Origin of the sequence: Mycobacterium sp., from assembly GCF_032162105.1 — a bacterium.
Taxonomy (GTDB): Bacteria; Actinomycetota; Actinomycetes; order Mycobacteriales; family Mycobacteriaceae; genus Mycobacterium.
The window spans coordinates 1-17,647 of sequence record NZ_JAVRPS010000023.1 but is presented as its reverse complement, the minus strand read 5'-3'; the positions used below and the strand labels follow the sequence as shown (position 1 = coordinate 17,647).

21 protein-coding genes are annotated in these 17,647 nt (G+C 68.5%); 4 read left to right on the top strand and 17 right to left on the bottom strand.

Annotated features, from left to right (window positions below; translation table 11 throughout):
• Nucleotides 1-28: 28 nt before the first annotated feature.
• From QOC69_RS00940 to QOC69_RS00905, 8 genes are all read right to left on the bottom strand, one after another.
• Nucleotides 29-442: a DUF2752 domain-containing protein gene (locus QOC69_RS00940; RefSeq protein WP_526435442.1), complete on the bottom strand. Its 414-nt coding sequence runs from the start codon at nt 440-442 to the stop codon at nt 29-31.
• On the bottom strand, nt 432-854 hold the full coding sequence (locus tag QOC69_RS00935; protein ID WP_526435440.1) for an NINE protein: 423 nt from the start codon (nt 852-854) through the stop codon (nt 432-434). The genes QOC69_RS00940 and QOC69_RS00935 overlap by 11 nt, the downstream gene beginning before the upstream one ends.
• A 68-nt stretch (nt 855-922) precedes the next feature.
• Nucleotides 923-2,854 carry a prolipoprotein diacylglyceryl transferase gene (lgt, locus tag QOC69_RS00930; RefSeq protein ID WP_526435438.1) on the bottom strand — a complete coding sequence of 644 codons (1,932 nt, stop codon included), beginning with the start codon at nt 2,852-2,854 and terminating at the stop codon, nt 923-925.
• Nucleotides 2,851-3,645 carry a tryptophan synthase subunit alpha gene (trpA, locus tag QOC69_RS00925; RefSeq protein WP_526435436.1) on the bottom strand — a complete coding sequence of 265 codons (795 nt, stop codon included), beginning with the start codon at nt 3,643-3,645 and terminating at the stop codon, nt 2,851-2,853. Before trpA ends, lgt begins: the two co-directional genes overlap by 4 nt.
• A complete protein-coding gene (trpB, locus tag QOC69_RS00920; protein WP_526435434.1) occupies nt 3,642-4,910 on the bottom strand; it encodes a tryptophan synthase subunit beta in 1,269 nt (422 codons plus the stop codon). The genes trpA and trpB overlap by 4 nt, the downstream gene beginning before the upstream one ends.
• Nucleotides 4,911-4,914: 4 nt before the next feature.
• A complete protein-coding gene (gene trpC / locus QOC69_RS00915) occupies nt 4,915-5,733 on the bottom strand; it encodes an indole-3-glycerol phosphate synthase TrpC (RefSeq protein WP_526435432.1) in 819 nt (272 codons plus the stop codon).
• A 92-nt stretch (nt 5,734-5,825) separates the two neighbouring features.
• A complete protein-coding gene (locus QOC69_RS00910) occupies nt 5,826-6,419 on the bottom strand; it encodes a TIGR02234 family membrane protein (protein ID WP_526435430.1) in 594 nt (197 codons plus the stop codon).
• Nucleotides 6,416-7,942: an anthranilate synthase component I gene (locus tag QOC69_RS00905; protein WP_526435428.1), complete on the bottom strand. Its 1,527-nt coding sequence runs from the start codon at nt 7,940-7,942 to the stop codon at nt 6,416-6,418. Before QOC69_RS00905 ends, QOC69_RS00910 begins: the two co-directional genes overlap by 4 nt.
• 50 nt (nt 7,943-7,992) lie before the next feature.
• On the opposite strand from QOC69_RS00905, the gene QOC69_RS00900 reads away from it, so the two are divergent.
• The gene (locus QOC69_RS00900) at nt 7,993-8,457 is read left to right on the top strand and encodes a peroxiredoxin (protein WP_526435426.1); all 465 of its coding nucleotides are present in this window, start codon (nt 7,993-7,995) and stop codon (nt 8,455-8,457) included.
• An 8-nt stretch (nt 8,458-8,465) separates the two neighbouring features.
• Nucleotides 8,466-9,263 carry an ABC transporter ATP-binding protein gene (locus tag QOC69_RS00895; protein ID WP_526435424.1) on the top strand — a complete coding sequence of 266 codons (798 nt, stop codon included), beginning with the start codon at nt 8,466-8,468 and terminating at the stop codon, nt 9,261-9,263.
• Here the strand turns inward: QOC69_RS00895 and QOC69_RS00890 are convergent.
• The 9 genes from QOC69_RS00890 to hisD form a co-directional block, all read right to left on the bottom strand.
• Nucleotides 9,260-10,042 carry an endo alpha-1,4 polygalactosaminidase gene (locus tag QOC69_RS00890; protein ID WP_526435422.1) on the bottom strand — a complete coding sequence of 261 codons (783 nt, stop codon included), beginning with the start codon at nt 10,040-10,042 and terminating at the stop codon, nt 9,260-9,262. The genes QOC69_RS00895 and QOC69_RS00890 overlap by 4 nt on opposite strands.
• A gap of 1 nt (nt 10,043) precedes the next feature.
• Nucleotides 10,044-10,391, bottom strand: coding sequence for a phosphoribosyl-AMP cyclohydrolase (hisI, locus tag QOC69_RS00885; RefSeq protein ID WP_526435420.1), 348 nt, complete (start codon nt 10,389-10,391; stop codon nt 10,044-10,046).
• A gap of 88 nt (nt 10,392-10,479) precedes the next feature.
• Entirely contained in the window at nt 10,480-11,265 is a 786-nt protein-coding gene (hisF, locus tag QOC69_RS00880) for an imidazole glycerol phosphate synthase subunit HisF (RefSeq protein ID WP_526435418.1), read from the bottom strand.
• Nucleotides 11,262-12,080, bottom strand: coding sequence for an inositol monophosphatase family protein (locus QOC69_RS00875; protein WP_526435416.1), 819 nt, complete (start codon nt 12,078-12,080; stop codon nt 11,262-11,264). Before QOC69_RS00875 ends, hisF begins: the two co-directional genes overlap by 4 nt.
• 6 nt (nt 12,081-12,086) lie before the next feature.
• Nucleotides 12,087-12,830, bottom strand: a complete 744-nt coding sequence (priA, locus tag QOC69_RS00870; protein WP_526435414.1) for a bifunctional 1-(5-phosphoribosyl)-5-((5-phosphoribosylamino)methylideneamino)imidazole-4-carboxamide isomerase/phosphoribosylanthranilate isomerase PriA — start codon at nt 12,828-12,830, stop codon at nt 12,087-12,089.
• Nucleotides 12,831-12,835: 5 nt separating this feature from the next.
• A complete protein-coding gene (gene hisH / locus QOC69_RS00865) occupies nt 12,836-13,456 on the bottom strand; it encodes an imidazole glycerol phosphate synthase subunit HisH (protein WP_526435412.1) in 621 nt (206 codons plus the stop codon).
• Nucleotides 13,453-14,064 (bottom strand): imidazoleglycerol-phosphate dehydratase HisB, encoded by a 612-nt coding sequence (gene hisB, locus QOC69_RS00860; RefSeq protein WP_526435474.1) that lies wholly within the window; start codon nt 14,062-14,064, stop codon nt 13,453-13,455. The genes hisH and hisB overlap by 4 nt, the downstream gene beginning before the upstream one ends.
• Entirely contained in the window at nt 14,058-15,200 is a 1,143-nt protein-coding gene (locus QOC69_RS00855) for a histidinol-phosphate transaminase (RefSeq protein ID WP_526435410.1), read from the bottom strand. The genes hisB and QOC69_RS00855 overlap by 7 nt, the downstream gene beginning before the upstream one ends.
• Entirely contained in the window at nt 15,197-16,579 is a 1,383-nt protein-coding gene (gene hisD, locus QOC69_RS00850; RefSeq protein WP_526435472.1) for a histidinol dehydrogenase, read from the bottom strand. The genes QOC69_RS00855 and hisD overlap by 4 nt, the downstream gene beginning before the upstream one ends.
• A gap of 64 nt (nt 16,580-16,643) precedes the next feature.
• On the opposite strand from hisD, the gene QOC69_RS00845 reads away from it, so the two are divergent.
• Both QOC69_RS00845 and QOC69_RS00840 read left to right on the top strand, forming a co-directional pair.
• Nucleotides 16,644-17,069 (top strand): nitroreductase family deazaflavin-dependent oxidoreductase, encoded by a 426-nt coding sequence (locus tag QOC69_RS00845; protein ID WP_526435408.1) that lies wholly within the window; start codon nt 16,644-16,646, stop codon nt 17,067-17,069.
• 47 nt (nt 17,070-17,116) lie between these two features.
• Nucleotides 17,117-17,647 (top strand): LysE family translocator (locus QOC69_RS00840; RefSeq protein ID WP_526435406.1); only part of this gene is annotated, 531 nt, incomplete at its 3' end.

The following is a 17,647-nucleotide window of genomic DNA, read 5'->3' as shown; positions in this document are numbered from 1 at the left end:
GTGCGAGTGTATCAGCGGAGTTGCCGCACTACCCTTCGATGAGCGTGGGGACCAGCGGAAACCCCGGCCAGTTGCGCACCACCGTCCAGGCGATCGCTGCGATGCCGATCGTCACCATCGCGGGAATCGGCATCGCGCGCTGGCCGCGTCGCCACCGCACCAGAAGCCAGACCAGCAGCAGCGGCAGTCCGACCATCAGGAACACGTTGTCGACCACGGCGGCCCCGATGTCACCATGCAGCAGGTCGTGGGTCATGCGAAGACCGCCGCATGCCGGGCAATTCCAGCCGGTCAGCAGTTTGAAGGGGCACCCGGGGAACAGGAATCCCTGCCGGTGCGGATCGCCCAGTCCGATGTAGGCCACCCCACCCGCCAGCACCGCACCCGTGCCGAGTGCGCGGTACAGCGGGCCTCGGCCGTTGCGGGTGGTACTAGGTTCCATCGCGGAGCGGACGGCCCTGCGGGTCCCGCACCTTGTCGGTGAGGATGAGGATGGCGTCGATGACGCCCCAGATGAATCCACCGATTCCGCAGGTGACGAGGCTGACAAGTAGCTGGGCGATGCCAAGGCCGGTGTAGCCGAGGTAGAGCCGTCCGATGCCCGCCAGGCCGAACAGACCGATGAACTGCAGCAGGCCCGCGATCGTCTTGGACTTGTCCGACAGCGGTTCCCCCGTGAGGGGATGGCGACCGTACGGCGCCGACGGGTCGTAGTACGCCGCTGGGGGCGGCGGGTACTGCGGCGGGAACGGTGGCGGGTACCCCGGGGGCGGGTATCCCGGTGGCGGCTGCTGGGGTGGCGGAGGCGCAGCCGACGTCCAGTCCTCCCTGCCCCCGAACTGCGGTTCCGTCATGCCACTCAGCATGCCAGAACCGTCGGCAGGTCAGTAGTTGCAGAGGTTCTTGATCCGGGCTGGCCACCCTAGCCGCGGCGTCTCCACCATCGTCCGCGCGGCGGTTCGGTGACGGGTTCGGCGGCCACGGCGGACACGGCAGGGTCGCTTTCCGCGGCGACCTCGTCTGCCACGGCTTCCGCCTCCTCGGCACCCTCCACCGCAGCCTCGTGCACCTCTGGCGCGTCCTCCTGCGCCTCCACGACCTCGTCACCCTCGACCGAACCCAAACCCTCCTCGGGCTCGGCGGCGTCGGACTCTGGCTCGGCAGGCTCAGCCTCAGCCGACTCGGCAGGCTCTGGCTCAGCGGACTCGGCAGGGTCGCTTTCCGCGGCGAGCTCCTCAGCCACGGCTTCCGCCTCCTCGGCACCCTCCACCGCAGCCTCGTGCACCTCTGGCGCGTCCTCCCGGGCCGTCACGACCTCGTCACCCTCGACCGAACCCAAACCCTCCTCGGCCTCAGCGGCGTCGGACTCTGGCTCAGCCTCAGCAGACTCGGCAACCACATCGGACTCGGCAGGCTCGTTTTCCGCGGCGACCTCGTCAGCCACGGCTTCGGCCTCCTCGGACTCCGTCTCGGCCTCGGCGGGTTCAGCCTCGACGGCCTCGGGCTCGTTCTCGGCTTCCTCGTCCTCGTCTTCGTCTTCGTCTTCGTCGGGCTCGCTGGCTTCGGACTCAATCGCGTCCTCAGCAGCCTCGACCGCCTCCGCTTCGGCGTCCACTCGTCCGTCGGCTTCGGGTTCGTCGACTTCCTCGGGCTCGTCCTCGGGCTCGGCGGCCAGCTCCTCGGCCTGTTCGGACATCGGCCCCGACTCCGTGCTTATCGGCTCGGCACCTTCGATGTCGACCGCTTCGTCGTCAGACTCGGACTCGGACTCCTCGACGTCGTCGGGAGGCGCGTCCGCTACGACCGGTTCCTCCGCTGCGGGTGTGGCTGCGTCGTCAGCAGGTTTGGCCTCGCCGGCTCCGCCCGATTCCTCGCGCGCGTCCTCGGCGCCCGCCACCTTTGCTGCGGCGACCAGACCACTGGTGGCCGCGACGGCGACCAATTCCTCGCCGATCTCGTCGAGCGCAGACTCCTCGTCTTCGTCTTCGACGTCGTTGCCCTTCAGCGTCGCGGGATCCTCCCGGCCCTTCGGCGCGACCATGATGTAGACGACGGCCGCGATGAAGACGAACGTCGAGGTGAACGTATTGATCCGGATGCCCGCGATGTGAGTGGCGAGGTCACTACGCATCAACTCCACCCAGAACCTGCCGACGCAGTACCCCGCGACGTAGAGCGCGAACAACCGCCCGTGCCCGATCTTGAAGCGCCGGTCGACCCAGATCAGCACCGCGAAAACCAGGACGTTCCACAGCAGTTCGTACAGGAACGTCGGATGAACGACGTCGACGAGCCGACCAGTCGACACGCCGTTGAGGGAGTCGAGCGCTCCGGCTGAGTTGCGCCGTTCGTAGATCTCCAGACCCCACGGCAGCGTCGTCGGCCGCCCGTAGAGCTCCTGGTTGAAGTAGTTGCCCAGCCGGCCGATCGCCTGGGCCAATACGATGCCGGGAGCGATCGCGTCGCCGAAGGCAGGCAACGGTATGCCTCGGCTACGACACCCGATCCACGCGCCGACGCCGCCCAGCGCCACCGCACCCCAGATGCCGAGGCCGCCGTCCCAGATCCGAAGGGCTGCGCCGAATCCCGCGCCGTCGTCGCCGAAGTACGTCTTCCAGTCGGTGATGACGTGATAGAGCCGTCCGCCGACGAGGCCGAACGGAACCGCCCACAGCGCGATGTCGTAGATGACGCCGGGCTGACCGCCGCGGGCGACCCAGCGACGGTCGCCGATGATCAGTGCGGCGACGATGCCGAGGATGATGCAGAGCGCATAGGCCCGAAGCGGCACCGGACCGAGGTGCCAGACCCCCTGGGCCGGGCTGGGGATGTAGGCGAGTACCGATGTCGTCACGCTGTAATCCTCTGTCGCACTCCGTCGGCCAGCTCTTCGGTCAATGCCCGCACGGCGGGGATGCCCTCACGCAGCGCCGACACCAACGCGGATCCGACGATGACCCCGTCGGCGTAGGCGCCGATCTGCGCGGCTTGTTCGCGCGAACGAACCCCCAGTCCGACGCCGACGGGGATGTCGGAGACCGCCTTGACGCGTCTGACCAGTTCGGGTGCGGCGTCGGAGACCGCGTCGCGAGCACCCGTGACGCCCATCGTCGACGCGGCGTAGACGAATCCGCGTGACGCCGCCGCCGTTGCCGCCAGCCGTTCGGGGGTGGATGACGGTGCGACCAGGAAGATTCTGTCCAGGTGGTGGGCGTCGGATACCCGGATCCATTCATCGGCCTCGTCGGGAATCAGATCGGGGGTGATCAGGCCGAGGCCGCCGGCCGAGGCCAGATCACGCGCGAAGGCGTCAACGCCCCACCGCAGGACGGGGTTCCAGTACGTCATGACCACCGCACGACCACCGGCGTTGCTGATCGCCTCGACGGCAGTCAACGCATCCCGCACCCGCACACCACCGCGAAGCGCCACCTCCGTGGCGGCCGCGATGGTCGGGCCGTCCATTCCGGGGTCCGAGTAGGCCACGCCGACTTCGACGATGTCGCAACCGGATTCGACCAAGGCCGTCATCGCCGAAATCGACGTCGGAACGTCCGGGAACCCCGTGGGCAGGTAGCCGATCAGTGCCGAACGGTCCTCCGCCCGGCACGTCGCGAACAGACCCGACAACCGGCTGTCCGTCATTCTTGGGTCCCCTTGCCGTCGAACAGGCCGAACCACTTCGCTGCGGTCTCGACGTCCTTGTCGCCGCGGCCCGACAGGTTGACCAGGATGATCGAGTCGGGGCCGAGTTCGACACCGAGCTGCAGCGCTCCCGCCACCGCGTGGGCGGACTCGATGGCCGGGATGATGCCCTCGGTCCTGCACAGCAGCGAGAACGCGTCCATCGCCTCGGTGTCGGTGATCGGCCGATACTCGGTGCGACCGAGGTCCTTCAGGTAGGCATGCTCGGGACCGACGCCGGGATAGTCCAAACCCGCTGAGATCGAATGCGATTCGACCGTCTGGCCGTCCTCGTCCTGCAGCAGGTAGGAGAACGAGCCCTGGAAGGCGCCGGGCGAACCACCCGTGAAGGTCGCGGCGTGACGGCCCGTCTCCACGCCGTCGCCTGCGGCCTCGTAACCGATCAGCCGGACACCCGGGTCGTCGATGAAGGCGTGGAACACGCCGATCGCGTTGGATCCCCCGCCGACGCATGCGGTCACCGCATCGGGCAGCCGGTGCGCCTGCTCTTGAATCTGGGCTCGCGCCTCGAGACCGATCACCCGCTGAAAGTCACGCACCATGGTCGGGAACGGATGCGGTCCCGCCGCGGTACCGAAGCAGTAGTACGTGTCGTCGGCGTTGGCGACCCAGTCCCGGAAGGTCTCGTTGATGGCGTCCTTGAGCGTCTTCGAGCCGGACTCGACCGACACCACCTCAGCGCCGAGCAGCCGCATCCTGACCACGTTCAGGGCCTGTCGGGCGGTGTCGACGGCGCCCATGTAGACCACGCACTCGATGCCGAGCAACGCGCAGGCGGTCGCGGTCGCGACCCCGTGCTGGCCGGCGCCCGTCTCGGCGATCACCCGGGTCTTGCCCATCTGCCGGGCCAGCAGGGCCTGACCGAGGACGTTGTTGATCTTGTGGGAACCGGTGTGGTTCAGGTCTTCTCGCTTGAGGAAGAGCCTTGCTCCCCCGGCGTGCTCACTGAGCCGGGTGGCCTCGTACAGCGGCGACGGCCGGCCGGTGTAGTGCCGCTGCAGGCGGTCCAGTTCGTCGAGGAAGGTCTGGTCGGCCCTGGCCTTCTCGTAGGCGGCGGTGACTTCTTCGATCACCGCCATCAACGCCTCGGGGACCAGTCGTCCGCCGTAGGTGCCGAAGTGACCCTTGGCGTCGGGGTCGTGGATGGTGGGTTCGGCGACGGCTGCGCTGGAACGCGGCAGCTCGGGACCGGCGAGATCGGCCACTATCTCAGCGAGAGGGTTTCGGGCAGGACGGATGGGTGCCTGCGGTGACCAGGTCGGCAACGGCACTGCGCGGATCGCCGCTCGTCACCAACCCCTCACCGACGAGCACGGCGTCAGCACCCGCACCCGCGTAGGCGAGCAGATCGGCGGTGCCCCGGATACCGGATTCGGCAATCCGGATGACGTTCGACGGCAGTCCGGGAGCAATCCTCGCGAAGCAGTCGCGATCCACGTTCAGAGTCTTGAGATCCCTTGCGTTGACCCCGATCACGCGGGCACCGGCCTGCAGTGCGCGGTTGGCCTCGTCCTCGGTGTGCACCTCGACGAGCGCAGTCATGCCCAGTGACTCGGTGCGATCGATCATCGACACCAGAGCCGACTGCTCGAGCGCCGCGACGATCAGCAACAACATGTCGGCGCCGTGCGCCCGCGCCTCGTGGATCTGATAGGGCCCGACGATGAAGTCCTTGCGCAGCACCGGAATCGACACCACGGCGCGCACGGCGTCGAGATCGTCGAGAGATCCGTTGAAGCGGCGCTGCTCGGTGAGCACGCTGATGACCCTGGCGCCACCGTCCTGGTAGGCACGGGCCAGTTTCGCCGGATCGGAGATCGTCGCCAGCTCACCGCGCGAGGGGCTGGCCCGCTTCACCTCCGCGATGACGCCGATGCCGGGTTCGCGCAGCGCGGCCAGCACGTCCAGCGGGGCGGCGGCGGTCTTGGCCTTCGCCTTGACGTCGGCCAAGCTCACCGCAGCCTCGCGGGCGGCTACGTCGGCGCGGACTCCCTCGATGATGGAGTCGAGCACGGTGGCCGAACTCATGAGCCGTCGATGTCCTTCCGGGCCGTACCTGAGCGTCCGGGCGATCCCGGATTGTCTGTAACGAAGGGTAGCCGCGAGCACCGCACCCCTCGTCACCGACCCTCGTTGTCCGGAGACGTCGGGTCACGGCCCTCGTCGAGCGCGTCCCAGATCATCCGTTCGGACATTCCGTAATCGCTTTCGTCCCGCCTCGCCGCCGCACGTCTCGCCGCTGGTGCGACGTACTTCCCGGTGGCCGGTTTCGACGTCGCGGCCGCCCGCAGTAGCATCACCACACCGACCAACGTGCACGCCGCGGCGACCAGGGTGAGCACGGCACCCCAGTGGTGCCGCTGCGTGCCGACCAGCGCGACGACGGGCACCTGTGCCAGGTCGGCGGCGCGCACCGCGACGTCGCGGATCACCCACAGGCCGATTCCCAGGTACCCCATGCCCGCGCTGGCCGCGGCGACGAGCACGGCCAGCAGGCGCAGCGGCCAGCCACGCACCGCCAGCGCGGCGACGGCGGCGGCCAGCACCAGCAGCGCCAACGGCACCAGCGCCGTCGACCAGGCCGCACCCGACAACGTCGTGGTCTTCGGCTGGCCCAACCCGTCGAACGACGACACCACGACCCACGGCAGCCGCGAGCCGACCCACAACGCGAGCGCGGCGAGCACCAGAAGAAGCTGGGCGACGCGTGTCATGGCCCCTTCAGCGTTTCGGCCGCGGCGATGGCGTTGAGCACCGCGCGGGCCTTGTTGGCGGCCTCGTTGTACTCGTAGGGGCCGTTGGAGTCGGCCACCACGCCGCCGCCGGCCTGCACGTAGGCCGTGCCGCTGCGCATCAGCGCGGTGCGGATGGCGATCGCGAAGTCGGCGTTGCCTGCGAAGTCGAGGTAGCCGAGTACCCCGCCATACAGGCCGCGTCGCGTCCGCTCGACCTCCTCGATGAGTTCCATCGCGCGTACCTTCGGCGCCCCGGAGAGGGTGCCCGCGGGGAAGCAGGCGGTGACGGCGTCGAGCGCCGTCCTGCCCTCGGCCAGTTGCCCGGTCACCGTCGAGACCAGGTGCATGACGTGGCTGTAGCGCTCGATGTGGCTGTAGTCCTCCACCCGCACCGTGCCTGGCACGCAGACCCGGCCCAGGTCGTTGCGGCCAAGGTCGACCAGCATCAGATGTTCCGCGCGTTCCTTGTCGTCGGACAGCAGCTCCTTCTCGAGCAGCACGTCCTCCTCCTCGGTCGCGCCACGCCAGCGCGTCCCGGCGATGGGGTGCGTGGTGGCCTTGCCGTCCTGCACGGTCACCAACGCCTCGGGACTGGACCCCACGATCGAGAAGTCAAGTTCCCCAGCGGCGTTCGGCACGTTGAGCAGATACATGTAGGGGCTGGGATTGGTCACCCGCAGCATCCGGTAGACGTCGAGGGGGTCGGCTTCGGTGTCCATCTCGAAGCGCTGAGATGGCACCACCTGGAAGGCCTCCCCAGCCTCGATGTCGCCGACCAGCTTCTCGACGATCGCGGTGTACTCCGCGACGGTGCGCTGCTCGCGGTGCAGCGGCTGTGGGCGGCTGAAGGTGGCGACCGTAGAGCCGAGCGGTTCGCCGAGTGCGGCCGTCATGACGTCGAGGCGGGCGACGGCGTCGTCGTAGGCCCAGTCCACCCGCTCGTCGGTGCCGTTCCAGTTCACCGCGTTGGCGATCAGCGTGATGGTGCCCTCGTGGTGGTCGACGGCAGCGACGTCGGTGGCCAGCAGCAACAACATGTCGGGCAGCTTGAGGTCGTCGACGGCCAGTTCGGGCAGCCGTTCCAGGCGCCGCACCAGGTCGTAGGCGAAGAACCCGACCAGCCCGCTCGACAGCGGCGGCAGGCCAGGCAACGCCGCGGTCTCCAGCAGGCCCAGCGTGGCCCGCAGCGCCTCTAGCGGTTCCCCGCCGCTGGGCGCATCCTGCGGCGTGACGCCCAGCCAGACCGCCTCGCCGTCACGCACCGTCAACGCCGACGGCGCCCCCGCCCCGATGAACGACCATCGCGACCAGGACCGGCCGTTCTCCGCGGATTCCAGCAGAAACGTGCCGGGTCGGTTGGCGGCCAGCTTGCGATAGGCGGACAGCGGCGTCTCGCTGTCGGCGAGCACCTTGCGCGTCACCGGCACCACCCGGTGCTCGGCGGCCAGCGCCCGGAAGTCCTCGCGTGAGGTGGTGATGGCGAGGTTGGCGAGTACTTGCACGGGACAATCCTTCCAGACCGGCTCAAGGCAGCGGGCGTAGCGTGACACCCATGAAACGTGGTGACAGGGTCAGTGAGTTCGAACTGCCCGACCAGACGGGCACGCTGCGGAGTCTGACGAGTCTGCTCGCCGACGGACCGATCGTGCTGTTCTTCTATCCAGCCGCCATGACTCCCGGCTGCACCAAGGAGGCCTGCCACTTCCGCGACCTCGCCGGCGAGTTCGCCGCCGTCGGGGCAGGCCGGGTCGGGATCAGCGCCGATGCCGTCGCCAAGCAGGCCAAGTTCGCCGACATGCAGAAGTTCGACTATCCGCTGCTGTCCGACACCGAGGGCGTGGTCGCCACGCAGTTCGGGGTCAAGCGCGGGCTGCTGGGCAAGCTGATGCCGGTCAAGCGCACCACGTTCGTCATCGACACCGACCGCACCGTGCTCGAACTCATCGCCAGCGAGTTCAGCATGGACACCCACGCCGACAAGGCGTTGGAGGTGCTGCGCCAACGTCAGTCGGCGTAGGAGGCCTCGTGACAACCGTGCTGGAACTGGCGGACGTGACGTTCCGCCGGGACGGTAAGCAGATCATCGACGGCATCTCGCTGACCGTCAACGCAGGCGAACACTGGGCGCTGCTCGGCCCCAACGGGGCAGGCAAGAGCACCTTGCTGGGTTTCTGTGCCGCCGTGACCTTTCCGTCGTCGGGCATCGTCCGGGTGCTGGGCGAGCAGATGGGACGGGTCGACCTGGCGCGCCTGCGCCACTCCATCGGGCACGTGAATCCCCGCCACCGGCTTCAGTATTCGCTCACGGTGCGCGAGGTCGTGCTGACCGGCATCACCGCGACGATCGACCTTCCGCTGCGCTGGACACCCAGTCGGGACGAACTGGACCGCGCGGACGCGATGATCGCGTCGGTCGGCCTCCCCCACAAGGCCGACGCGCATTGGCCGACGCTGTCGCAGGGCGAACGCGGCCGCAGTCTCATTGCCCGGGCACTGATTTCGGAGCCCCGGCTGCTGCTCCTCGACGAGCCAACCACCGGGCTGGACGTGGCCGCCCGCGAGCAGTTGTTGGAGACGATGGACTCACTCGACGACACCCATCCCGACGTGGCCTCGATTCTGGTCACCCACCACCTCGAGGAACTGCCGACCACCACCACGCATGCGCTGTTGATCGCCGAGGGCCGCACCGTCGCATCCGGACCGGCCCGCGACGTCGTCACCACCGACAACGTCACGTCCGCCTTCGCCCACCCCGTTCAGGTCGGCTACGACGACGGCCGGTGGACGGCGCGGGCCAAGGCCACCCGCATCGACGTCTAATGGCATGGCTCCCTTGGCGCGGTGAGGTCAAGCGGCTTGCGCATGGAGCTGAAGGAGAGTGGCCGTGTGACAGGACAGATTTCTGACAGCGTTAGCGAATACTCCACGTGCAGCACGGCCTTTCCCGCGTGGATGAACGGCATCAACTCCTGGCACTCGTCGTAGGCGACGCATTCCTCGTTGACCGCGAAATCGAAGTCCGCGACCAGGTTCTCGACCTGACCGGGATCGTTCTTCAGAGCCACGCCGAGCCCTCGCTCGTGCGCCAGCCGTGCGAGCATCCGGTTGTAGCGGAGTTGGTCGTCGGCGGTCAGCGGGAAACCCGATTCGTTGGCGTAGCCGTCCACGTTGTCCGGCTCGACCGCGTCGAAGCCCTTCGTACGGCACACGTCCATCCGGGCGGCCATGACGGGTTCCAGGACGTCGAGACGGCGGATGTCCAGCCAGCGCTCACCGGGCCACTCGTCTAGGCCCTTGCCGATCACCGCGGCGGGGAAGCGGTCGGCGTCCGGGCGCCAGTCCTCTTGGGATCCGGCGCTGAGGTAACAGATCACCTTGCGGCCCGCTGCGTGGAGATCCTCGACCACCGCCCGATCGACGTCGAACAGGTCGACGTCGTACACCGGGACGTCGACCGCGGTGTCGATCGGGCCGTGGAGCTGCCATTGCCATTGCGTTCCGACCGTCGGCATCCACCAGCCGACCGTCTTCGGTTGCGACGGCGCAGTGCATCCCACGAGCAGACCCAGCGCGGCGACGAGGATCAGCGCGCGCGACACGTCAATCCTCGGCGGCCAGCAGCAGGTCGGCGTCGAAGCAGGCGTGTTCACCGGTGTGGCAGGCCGCGCCCACCTGGTCCACCTCGAGAAGCACGGTGTCGCCGTCACAGTCGAGGCGCACCGAGTGCACGTGCTGCGTGTGTCCCGACGTCTCGCCCTTGACCCAGTACACGCCCCTCGAGCGCGAGTAGTACGTGCCCTTGCGGGTCGCGAGCGTGCGGGCCAGCGCCTCGTCGTCCATCCACGCCACCATCAGCACCTGGCCGGTGGCGCGTTCCTGCGCGACCGCGACGAACAAGCCGTTCGGATCGCGCTTCAGCCGGGCCGCGATCGACGGGTCCAGGGCCATCAGTCGCCCACCCACCCAGACCGATTTCGGCGCGTTTTCGTTCGCTCAGCGAGCGTTTGCGCGCCCAAATCGCCAAAAGTCGGGGTCTTCACCGCACCACGATCCCTTCCGCCGCCATCGCAGCCTTGACCTGGCCGATGGTGAGCTCCCTGAAGTGAAACACGCTGGCGGCCAGCACCGCGTCGGCGCCCGCGTCGACCGCCGGTGCGAAATGACCCACCTCGCCTGCGCCGCCGCTGGCGATGACGGGCACGGTGACTGCCGCGCGAACCGCCCGCAACATGTCCAGGTCGAATCCCGCCTTGGTGCCGTCGGCGTCCATCGAGTTCAGCAGGATCTCGCCCACTCCGAGTTCGGCGCCACGCGTTGCCCATTCGACCGCGTCGATGCCGGTGCCGCGACGGCCACCGTGGGTGGTGACCTCCCACCCGGACGGCGTGGGCGCCGAACCCGCGGGAACCGTTCTGGCGTCGACGGAGAGCACGATGCACTGCGAGCCGAACTGACGCGACAACTCGGCCAGTAGCTCAGGACGGGCGATGGCGGCCGTGTTCACGGACACCTTGTCCGCGCCTGCGCGCAGCAGGGTGTTCACGTCGGCGATCGACCGCACGCCGCCACCGACCGTGAGCGGGATGAAGACCTGTTCGGCGGTGCGGCGTACCACGTCGAGCATCGTCGCCCGACCCGACGACGAAGCCGTGACGTCCAGGAACGTCAGTTCGTCGGCGCCCTCCGCGTCGTAGGCCGCGGCGAGTTCGACGGGATCGCCTGCGTCACGCAGGTTCTCGAAATTGACCCCCTTGACCACCCGGCCGTCGTCGACGTCCAGGCAGGGAATCACGCGGACGGCGACACCCTCGTGGTGGTTCATCGGTAGTCCTCCGGCGCACCGACCGACATGACGATCTCGAGGATCTCGGCGTGCACGCTCGGCACACCGGCGAGCGCCGAGCGTGACGACGGTGTCCACTGCTGGCCGGCGAGGTCGGTCACGACGCCGCCCGCCGCCCTGACCAGTGCGACGCCGGCAGCGTGGTCCCAGATGTGGTGGCCGAAGCTGATGGCACCACCGAGCGCGCCCCCGGCGGCATAGGCCATGTCGACACCGGTGGCGCCGTGCATGCGGGTCCGAGAACACCTGCGGCTCAACCGTTCCAGCGTGGCAAGCCGGTAGCGGCCAGGGAACTCACCGCGGGAGTCGATGTTGAACGTGCCGATGCCCACCACGGATCCGGACAGTTTCGCGTCCTTCAGGGGTGGCTGCTCGACGCCGTTGACGTACAGAGGTCCGCCCATGGCGGCGGTGTACCGCTGATCGGTGAACGGCAGCCACGTCAGGCCCGCCGCAGGCTCGCCGTCACGAAGCAGACCGAGCAGGATGGCCGCCGTCGGCAGCCCCGCGGCGTAGTTGAACGTGCCGTCGATCGGGTCCAGCACCCACACCAGAGGTGAGTCGATCGGGGCGCCGCCGAACTCCTCACCGTGCACGCCGATCCCGGTGGCCGATTCGAGTGCGGCGACGACCTGCCGCTCGATCGCGAGGTCGACCTCGGTGGCGAAGTCGTTGCCCTTCTTGGCAACCGCCGACTCGGCGCGATGTCCGGCGACGAACGGCTTGGCCGCTTCGTCGAGGATCGCCGAAGCCGTCGCGACCAGCGCGTCGAGGTCGGATTCGTCCAGCGCCATCGCGACCTACCGACTGACCGCGGCGAGCGCCTGCGGCAGGGTGAACCGCCCGGCGTAGAGCGCCTTGCCCACGATCGCGCCCTCCACGCCATGCCCAGCCAGGGTGGCGATGGCCTGCAGGTCGTCGAGGCTGGAAACTCCGCCCGAGGCGATGATGGGAGCAGCGGTGTGTTCAGCGACGCGTGCGAGCAGCTCCAGATTGGGCCCGTTCAATGTGCCGTCCTTCGTGACGTCGGTGACGACGTACCGTGAACAACCTTCGCCGTTGAGCCGGTCCAACACGGGCCACAGGTCGCCACCGTCGGTCTCCCAGCCTCGGCCGCGGAGGCGGTGCGCACCGTCCACGATCTTGACGTCGAGTCCGACGGCGACCTTCTCGCCATGCTCGGCGATCACCCGCGCACACCATTTCGGATTCTCCAGCGCGGCGGTGCCGAGGTTGACCCGCGCGCAACCGGTGGCCAGCGCCGCCGACAACGAGTCGTCGTCGCGGATGCCGCCGGACAACTCGACGGCGACGTCCAGCTTGCCGATCACCTCGGCGAGCAGCTGGAGGTTCGAGCCGCGGCCGAACGCCGCGTCCAGGTCGACCAGGTGGATCCACTCGGCGCCGTCGCGCTGCCACTGCAGTGCGGCGTCCAGCGCCGAGCCGTAGTCGGTTTCACTGCCGGCCTGCCCCTGCACGAGGCGGACGGCCTTGCCGTCGACGACGTCGACGGCGGGAAGCAGGATCAGTGGTGCGTCACTCACGTTCGTCAAAGCCCCTCGACCCAATTGCTCAGCAGCGCCGCGCCTGCGTCGCCGCTCTTCTCCGGATGAAATTGCGTGGCGGACAACGCACCGTCCTCGACGGCCGCAAGGAACGGCACGTGGTGGGTCGCCCAGGTGAGCAGGGCGTCTGGGTCGCCCTCCCACCGCTGCGCGGCATAGGAGTGCACGAAGTAGAACCGGGTGTCGGTGTCCAGCCCCTTGAACAGCGCACTTCCTGGCGCGGCAGCCACGACGTTCCAACCCATGTGCGGAATCACCGGCGCGTCCAGATGCACGACGGAGCCAGGCCATTGCGCGCAGCCCTGCGTCTCCACCCCGAACTCGACGCCGCGGGCGAACATGATCTGCATGCCGACGCAGATGCCCAGCACGGGTCGGCCCGCTGCCAGCCGGTCGGCGACGATCCTCTCACCGCCGATGTCGCGCAGGCCCGTCATGCACGCCTCGTATGCGCCGACCCCGGGCACCACCAGACCGTCGGCGGCAGCCGCGGCGGCGGGATCGGAGGTCACCTCGACGGTCGCCCCCACCCGTTGCAGCGCACGCTGCGCGGACCGTAGGTTGCCCGACCCGTAGTCGAGGACAACGACGGACTTCACTGTCACAGGCTGCCTTTGGTGGACGGCACGCCGGTCACCCGGGGATCGGGCTCGACGGCCTGACGCAGAGCGCGGGCAACCGCCTTGTACTGGGCCTCGGTGATGTGGTGCGGATCGCGGCCGTAGAGCGTGCGCACGTGCAGCGCGATCCGCGCGTTCATCGCCAGCGACTCGAAGACGTGCCGGTTGATCACGGTGTGGTACGGCACCGCACTGCCCGCAATGGTGCTGTGCAGCATGTGATCCGGCTCGCCGGTGTGCACGCAGTACGGACGCCCGGATACGTCGACGGCGGCATGCGCCAGCGTCTCGTCCATCGGGATGAACGCATCGCCGAAGCGGCGGATGCCCTTCTTGTCGCCGAGCGCCTCGCCAAGCGCCTGGCCGAGCACGATCGCGGTGTCCTCGATGGTGTGATGGCCCTCGATCTCGACGTCACCCTTGGCGTGCACGGTCAGGTCGAAACTCGCGTGACTGCCCAGCGCGGTCAGCATGTGGTCGTAGAAGGGCACACCGGTGCTGATGTCGACCTGACCGGTGCCGTCAAGATCGAGCTCGACGACGATGTCGGATTCCTTGGTCTTGCGTTCGACGCGGGCGCGGCGGGTCACGATGCTCCTCTTGCACTGCTGGGGACTGTTGCGAGTTCGGTGGCGGCCAGGCGTGCGCTGGTGTCGAGCAGGACGTCGTTCTCGTCGGCCAGACCGGTGGTGGCGCGCAGGTACCCGGGGATGCCGACGTCGCGGATCAGCACACCGGCATCGAGGTAGCGCTGCCACGCCCCTGGTGCGTCGGCGAACTCGCCGAACAGGATGAAGTTGGCGTCGCTGGGGATGACGCGGAATCCCATGCCCGCCAGCGTCTCCGACACCCGGTTGCGCTCGGCGATCAGCATGGCAACGCTGCCAAGCGTGTCATCGGCATGGCGCAGCGCGGCCCGCGCCGCGGCCTGGGTGACCGAGGACAGGTGGTAGGGCAACCGCACCAGCAGCATCGCGTCGATCACGGCGGGGTCGGCGATGAGGTAACCGAGTCGGCCGCCTGCGAAGGCGAAGGCCTTGCTCATGGTCCTCGTCACGATGAGCTTGGCGGGGAACTCGGCAAGCAGTCGCACCGCACTGGGTTGCGACGAGAACTCGCCGTAGGCCTCATCGACGATCACGATGCCCGACGCGACGTCGAGCAGGGCGCGCAGTTCCGCGAGCGAAACACTCTGCCCCGACGGGTTGTTCGGGCTGGCAAGGAACACCACGTCGGGCCGGCGTTCGGCGATCGCCGCCACGGCGGCCTCGACGTCAAGGCCGAAGTCGTCGGCGCGCTTGGCCTCGAGCCACTCGGTCTGAGTGCCGTCGGAGATGATCGGATGCATCGAATACGACGGCACGAACCCGATGGCGCTGCGGCCCGGACCACCGAACGCCTGAAGCAACTGCTGCAGGATCTCGTTGGAACCGTTTGCCGCCCAGACGTTCTCGGTGCCGACCGGCACTCCGATCTGTGTACTCAGGTAGGCGGCGAGATCGGACCGCAGCGTCATCGCGTCGCGATCGGGGTAGCGGTGCAGGTCGGAGGCGGCGTCGCGCACCGATGCGGCGACGTCATCGACGAGCGCCTGGGTGGGCGGGTGCGGGTTCTCGTTCGTGTTGAGCCGCACCGGAACCGAGAGTTGGGGCGCACCGTAGGGCGACTTACCCCTCAGGTTCTCCCGCAACGGCAGGTCGTCCAGCGTGATCTTGCGAACGCCTGTCATCTTGCTCGCCCTTTTCCCGAGTCGCTTCGCTCCGGCCCTTCGAACCGACGGCGTACCGCCTCGCCGTGCGCGGGCAGATTCTCGGCCTGCGCCAGCGTGATCACGTACCCGGAGACGTCCTTGAGCGCCGCCTCCGTGTAGTCGACGACGTGGATGCCGCGCAGGAACGTCTGCACCGACAGTCCGCTGGAGTGGCGCGCGCATCCCGCGGTGGGCAGCACGTGATTGCTGCCCGCACAGTAGTCACCGAGGCTGACCGGCGACCACGCTCCGACGAAGATCGCACCGGCCGAACGGATCCGCCTCGCGACGGCCGGGGCGTCGACGGTCTGAATCTCGAGGTGTTCCGCGGCATAGGCGTTGACTGTCCTTATGCCGGCCTCGAGGTCGTCGACCAGCACGATCGCGGACTGCCGTCCGGTCAACGCCGCCGTCACCCGCTCGCGGTGCACGGTGGTGCGCAGCTGAACCGCCAGCTCGGCGTCGGTGGCGTCGGCCAGGTGGTCGCTGGTGGTGACGAGCACGCTGGCGGCCATCTCGTCGTGCTCGGCCTGACTGATCAGGTCGGCCGCGACGTGTGCCGGATCGGCCGAGTGGTCGGCGAGGATCGCGATCTCGGTGGGGCCCGCTTCGGCGTCGATCCCGACCTGCGATCGGCAGATCCGCTTGGCGGCCGTGACATAGATGTTGCCCGGGCCGGTGATCATGTCGACCGGCGCGAGTTCGGTACCATTTCCCGGCGCTCCGCTTGCCCCAGTCCCGTCGGTGTCGGTGCCTCCATAGGCCAGCAGCGCGATCCCCTGCGCGCCGCCGACGGCCCAGACCTCCTCGACGCCCAGCAGTTCGGCGGCGGCCAGGATCGTCGGGTGCGGCAGCCCACCGAAATCCGCCTGCGGCGGGCTGGCGATCACCAGCGAGTCCACCCCGGCCGTCTGCGCCGGGACGACGTTCATCACCACGCTCGACGGGTAGACGGCGTTGCCGCCAGGTACGTAGAGGCCGACGCGTTCGACGGGCACCCAACGTTCGGTGACCGTGGCGCCCGGCGCCAGCGTGGTGGTGGTGTCGGTGCGCCGCTGGTCGGCGTGCACGGCCCGGGTGCGCTCGATCGCCACCTCCAGCGCCACCCGCACCGCCGGGTCCAGGTCGGCGAGCGCCTCGGCCAGTCGAGCGGCGGGCACCCGGACCGTCTGGGGTCGCACCCGGTCGAACGCTTCGCCGTACTCGAGGGCCGCGACCGCTCCTCGCTCGACGATTGCGTCGACGATGGGGCGTACCTTCGGCATGACAGCGTCCACGTCGACCCCGCCGCGCGGCAGCACGGCGCGCAAAGCCGCCGTCGACAGGTGGCTGCCCCGCAGATCGATGCGGGACATCAGCACGGAGGAGTCATTCACGTTGACTATTGTCCCAGAGCAGTACAAATCGAATACGGGAGCCGTCATGTCAGCTTCAACGTCAAGAGAAGACCACCCCAACAACGCCCCCGGCGTGCCGATGCTGATGCCGGTGTGGCTGGAGCGGATGCAGATCAAGTACATCAACCCGATGCTCCGGCCGCTGTCGAAGCGGATGCCCGGGTTCGCCGTGATCAAGCACCGTGGCCGTACGTCGGGCAAGGACTTCGAAACCATCGTCACCGCCTACCGCAAGGACAGCGTCTTGGCGATCGGGCTGGTCCACGGCAAGACCAACCGGGTGAAGAACGTGCTGGCTGCGGGCGAGGCCGACATCCACGTCGGTCGCAAGGACCTTCACCTCCTCAACCCCAGGGTGCTGCCCGCTGGCACGGTCGATTCGTCCCTGCCGCGGATTCCCGCGATGCTGGCCAAGCGCCAGGGCACGTTCGTCGCCGACATCTCCGGCTGAGACATATCCGGTTGAACTGACCGCCGGCCCACTGCCACACTTCGGTGATGGCCTGGGAGTTGTGGTTGGCGTTCGTCGGCGCGGCGGTTCTGATCGCCGTCTCTCCCGGTGCGGGTGCGATCCAGACGATGGCGACCGGACTGACCCACGGGGTGCGCCGCGGCTACTGGAGCATCCTTGGCCTGGAGGTCGGGCTGATGCTGCAGCTCGCCCTCGTCGCCGTGGGACTCGGCGCCATCGTCACCAGCTCGATCGTCGTGTTCAACGTCATCAAGTGGGTCGGGGTGGCATACCTGCTCTATCTCGCAGTGCGGCAATGGCGCACGGCGACCCGGGACCTTCGCGAGCAGCTTGGCACGCCCGCCGAGGATGGCCGGACCGCGCTCGTCGTTCGTGGTTTTCTCGTCAACGCCACCAACCCGAAAGCGCTGGTGTTCTTCCTTGCGGTGCTGCCCCAATTCGTGACGCCCACCGCTCCGCTGCTCCCGCAGTACCTCGCGATCGGCGCGACGATGGTGGTCGTCGACTTGGTGGTGATGGGGTTGTACTCCGGGTTGGCGGTGCGGCTGTTGCGCTGG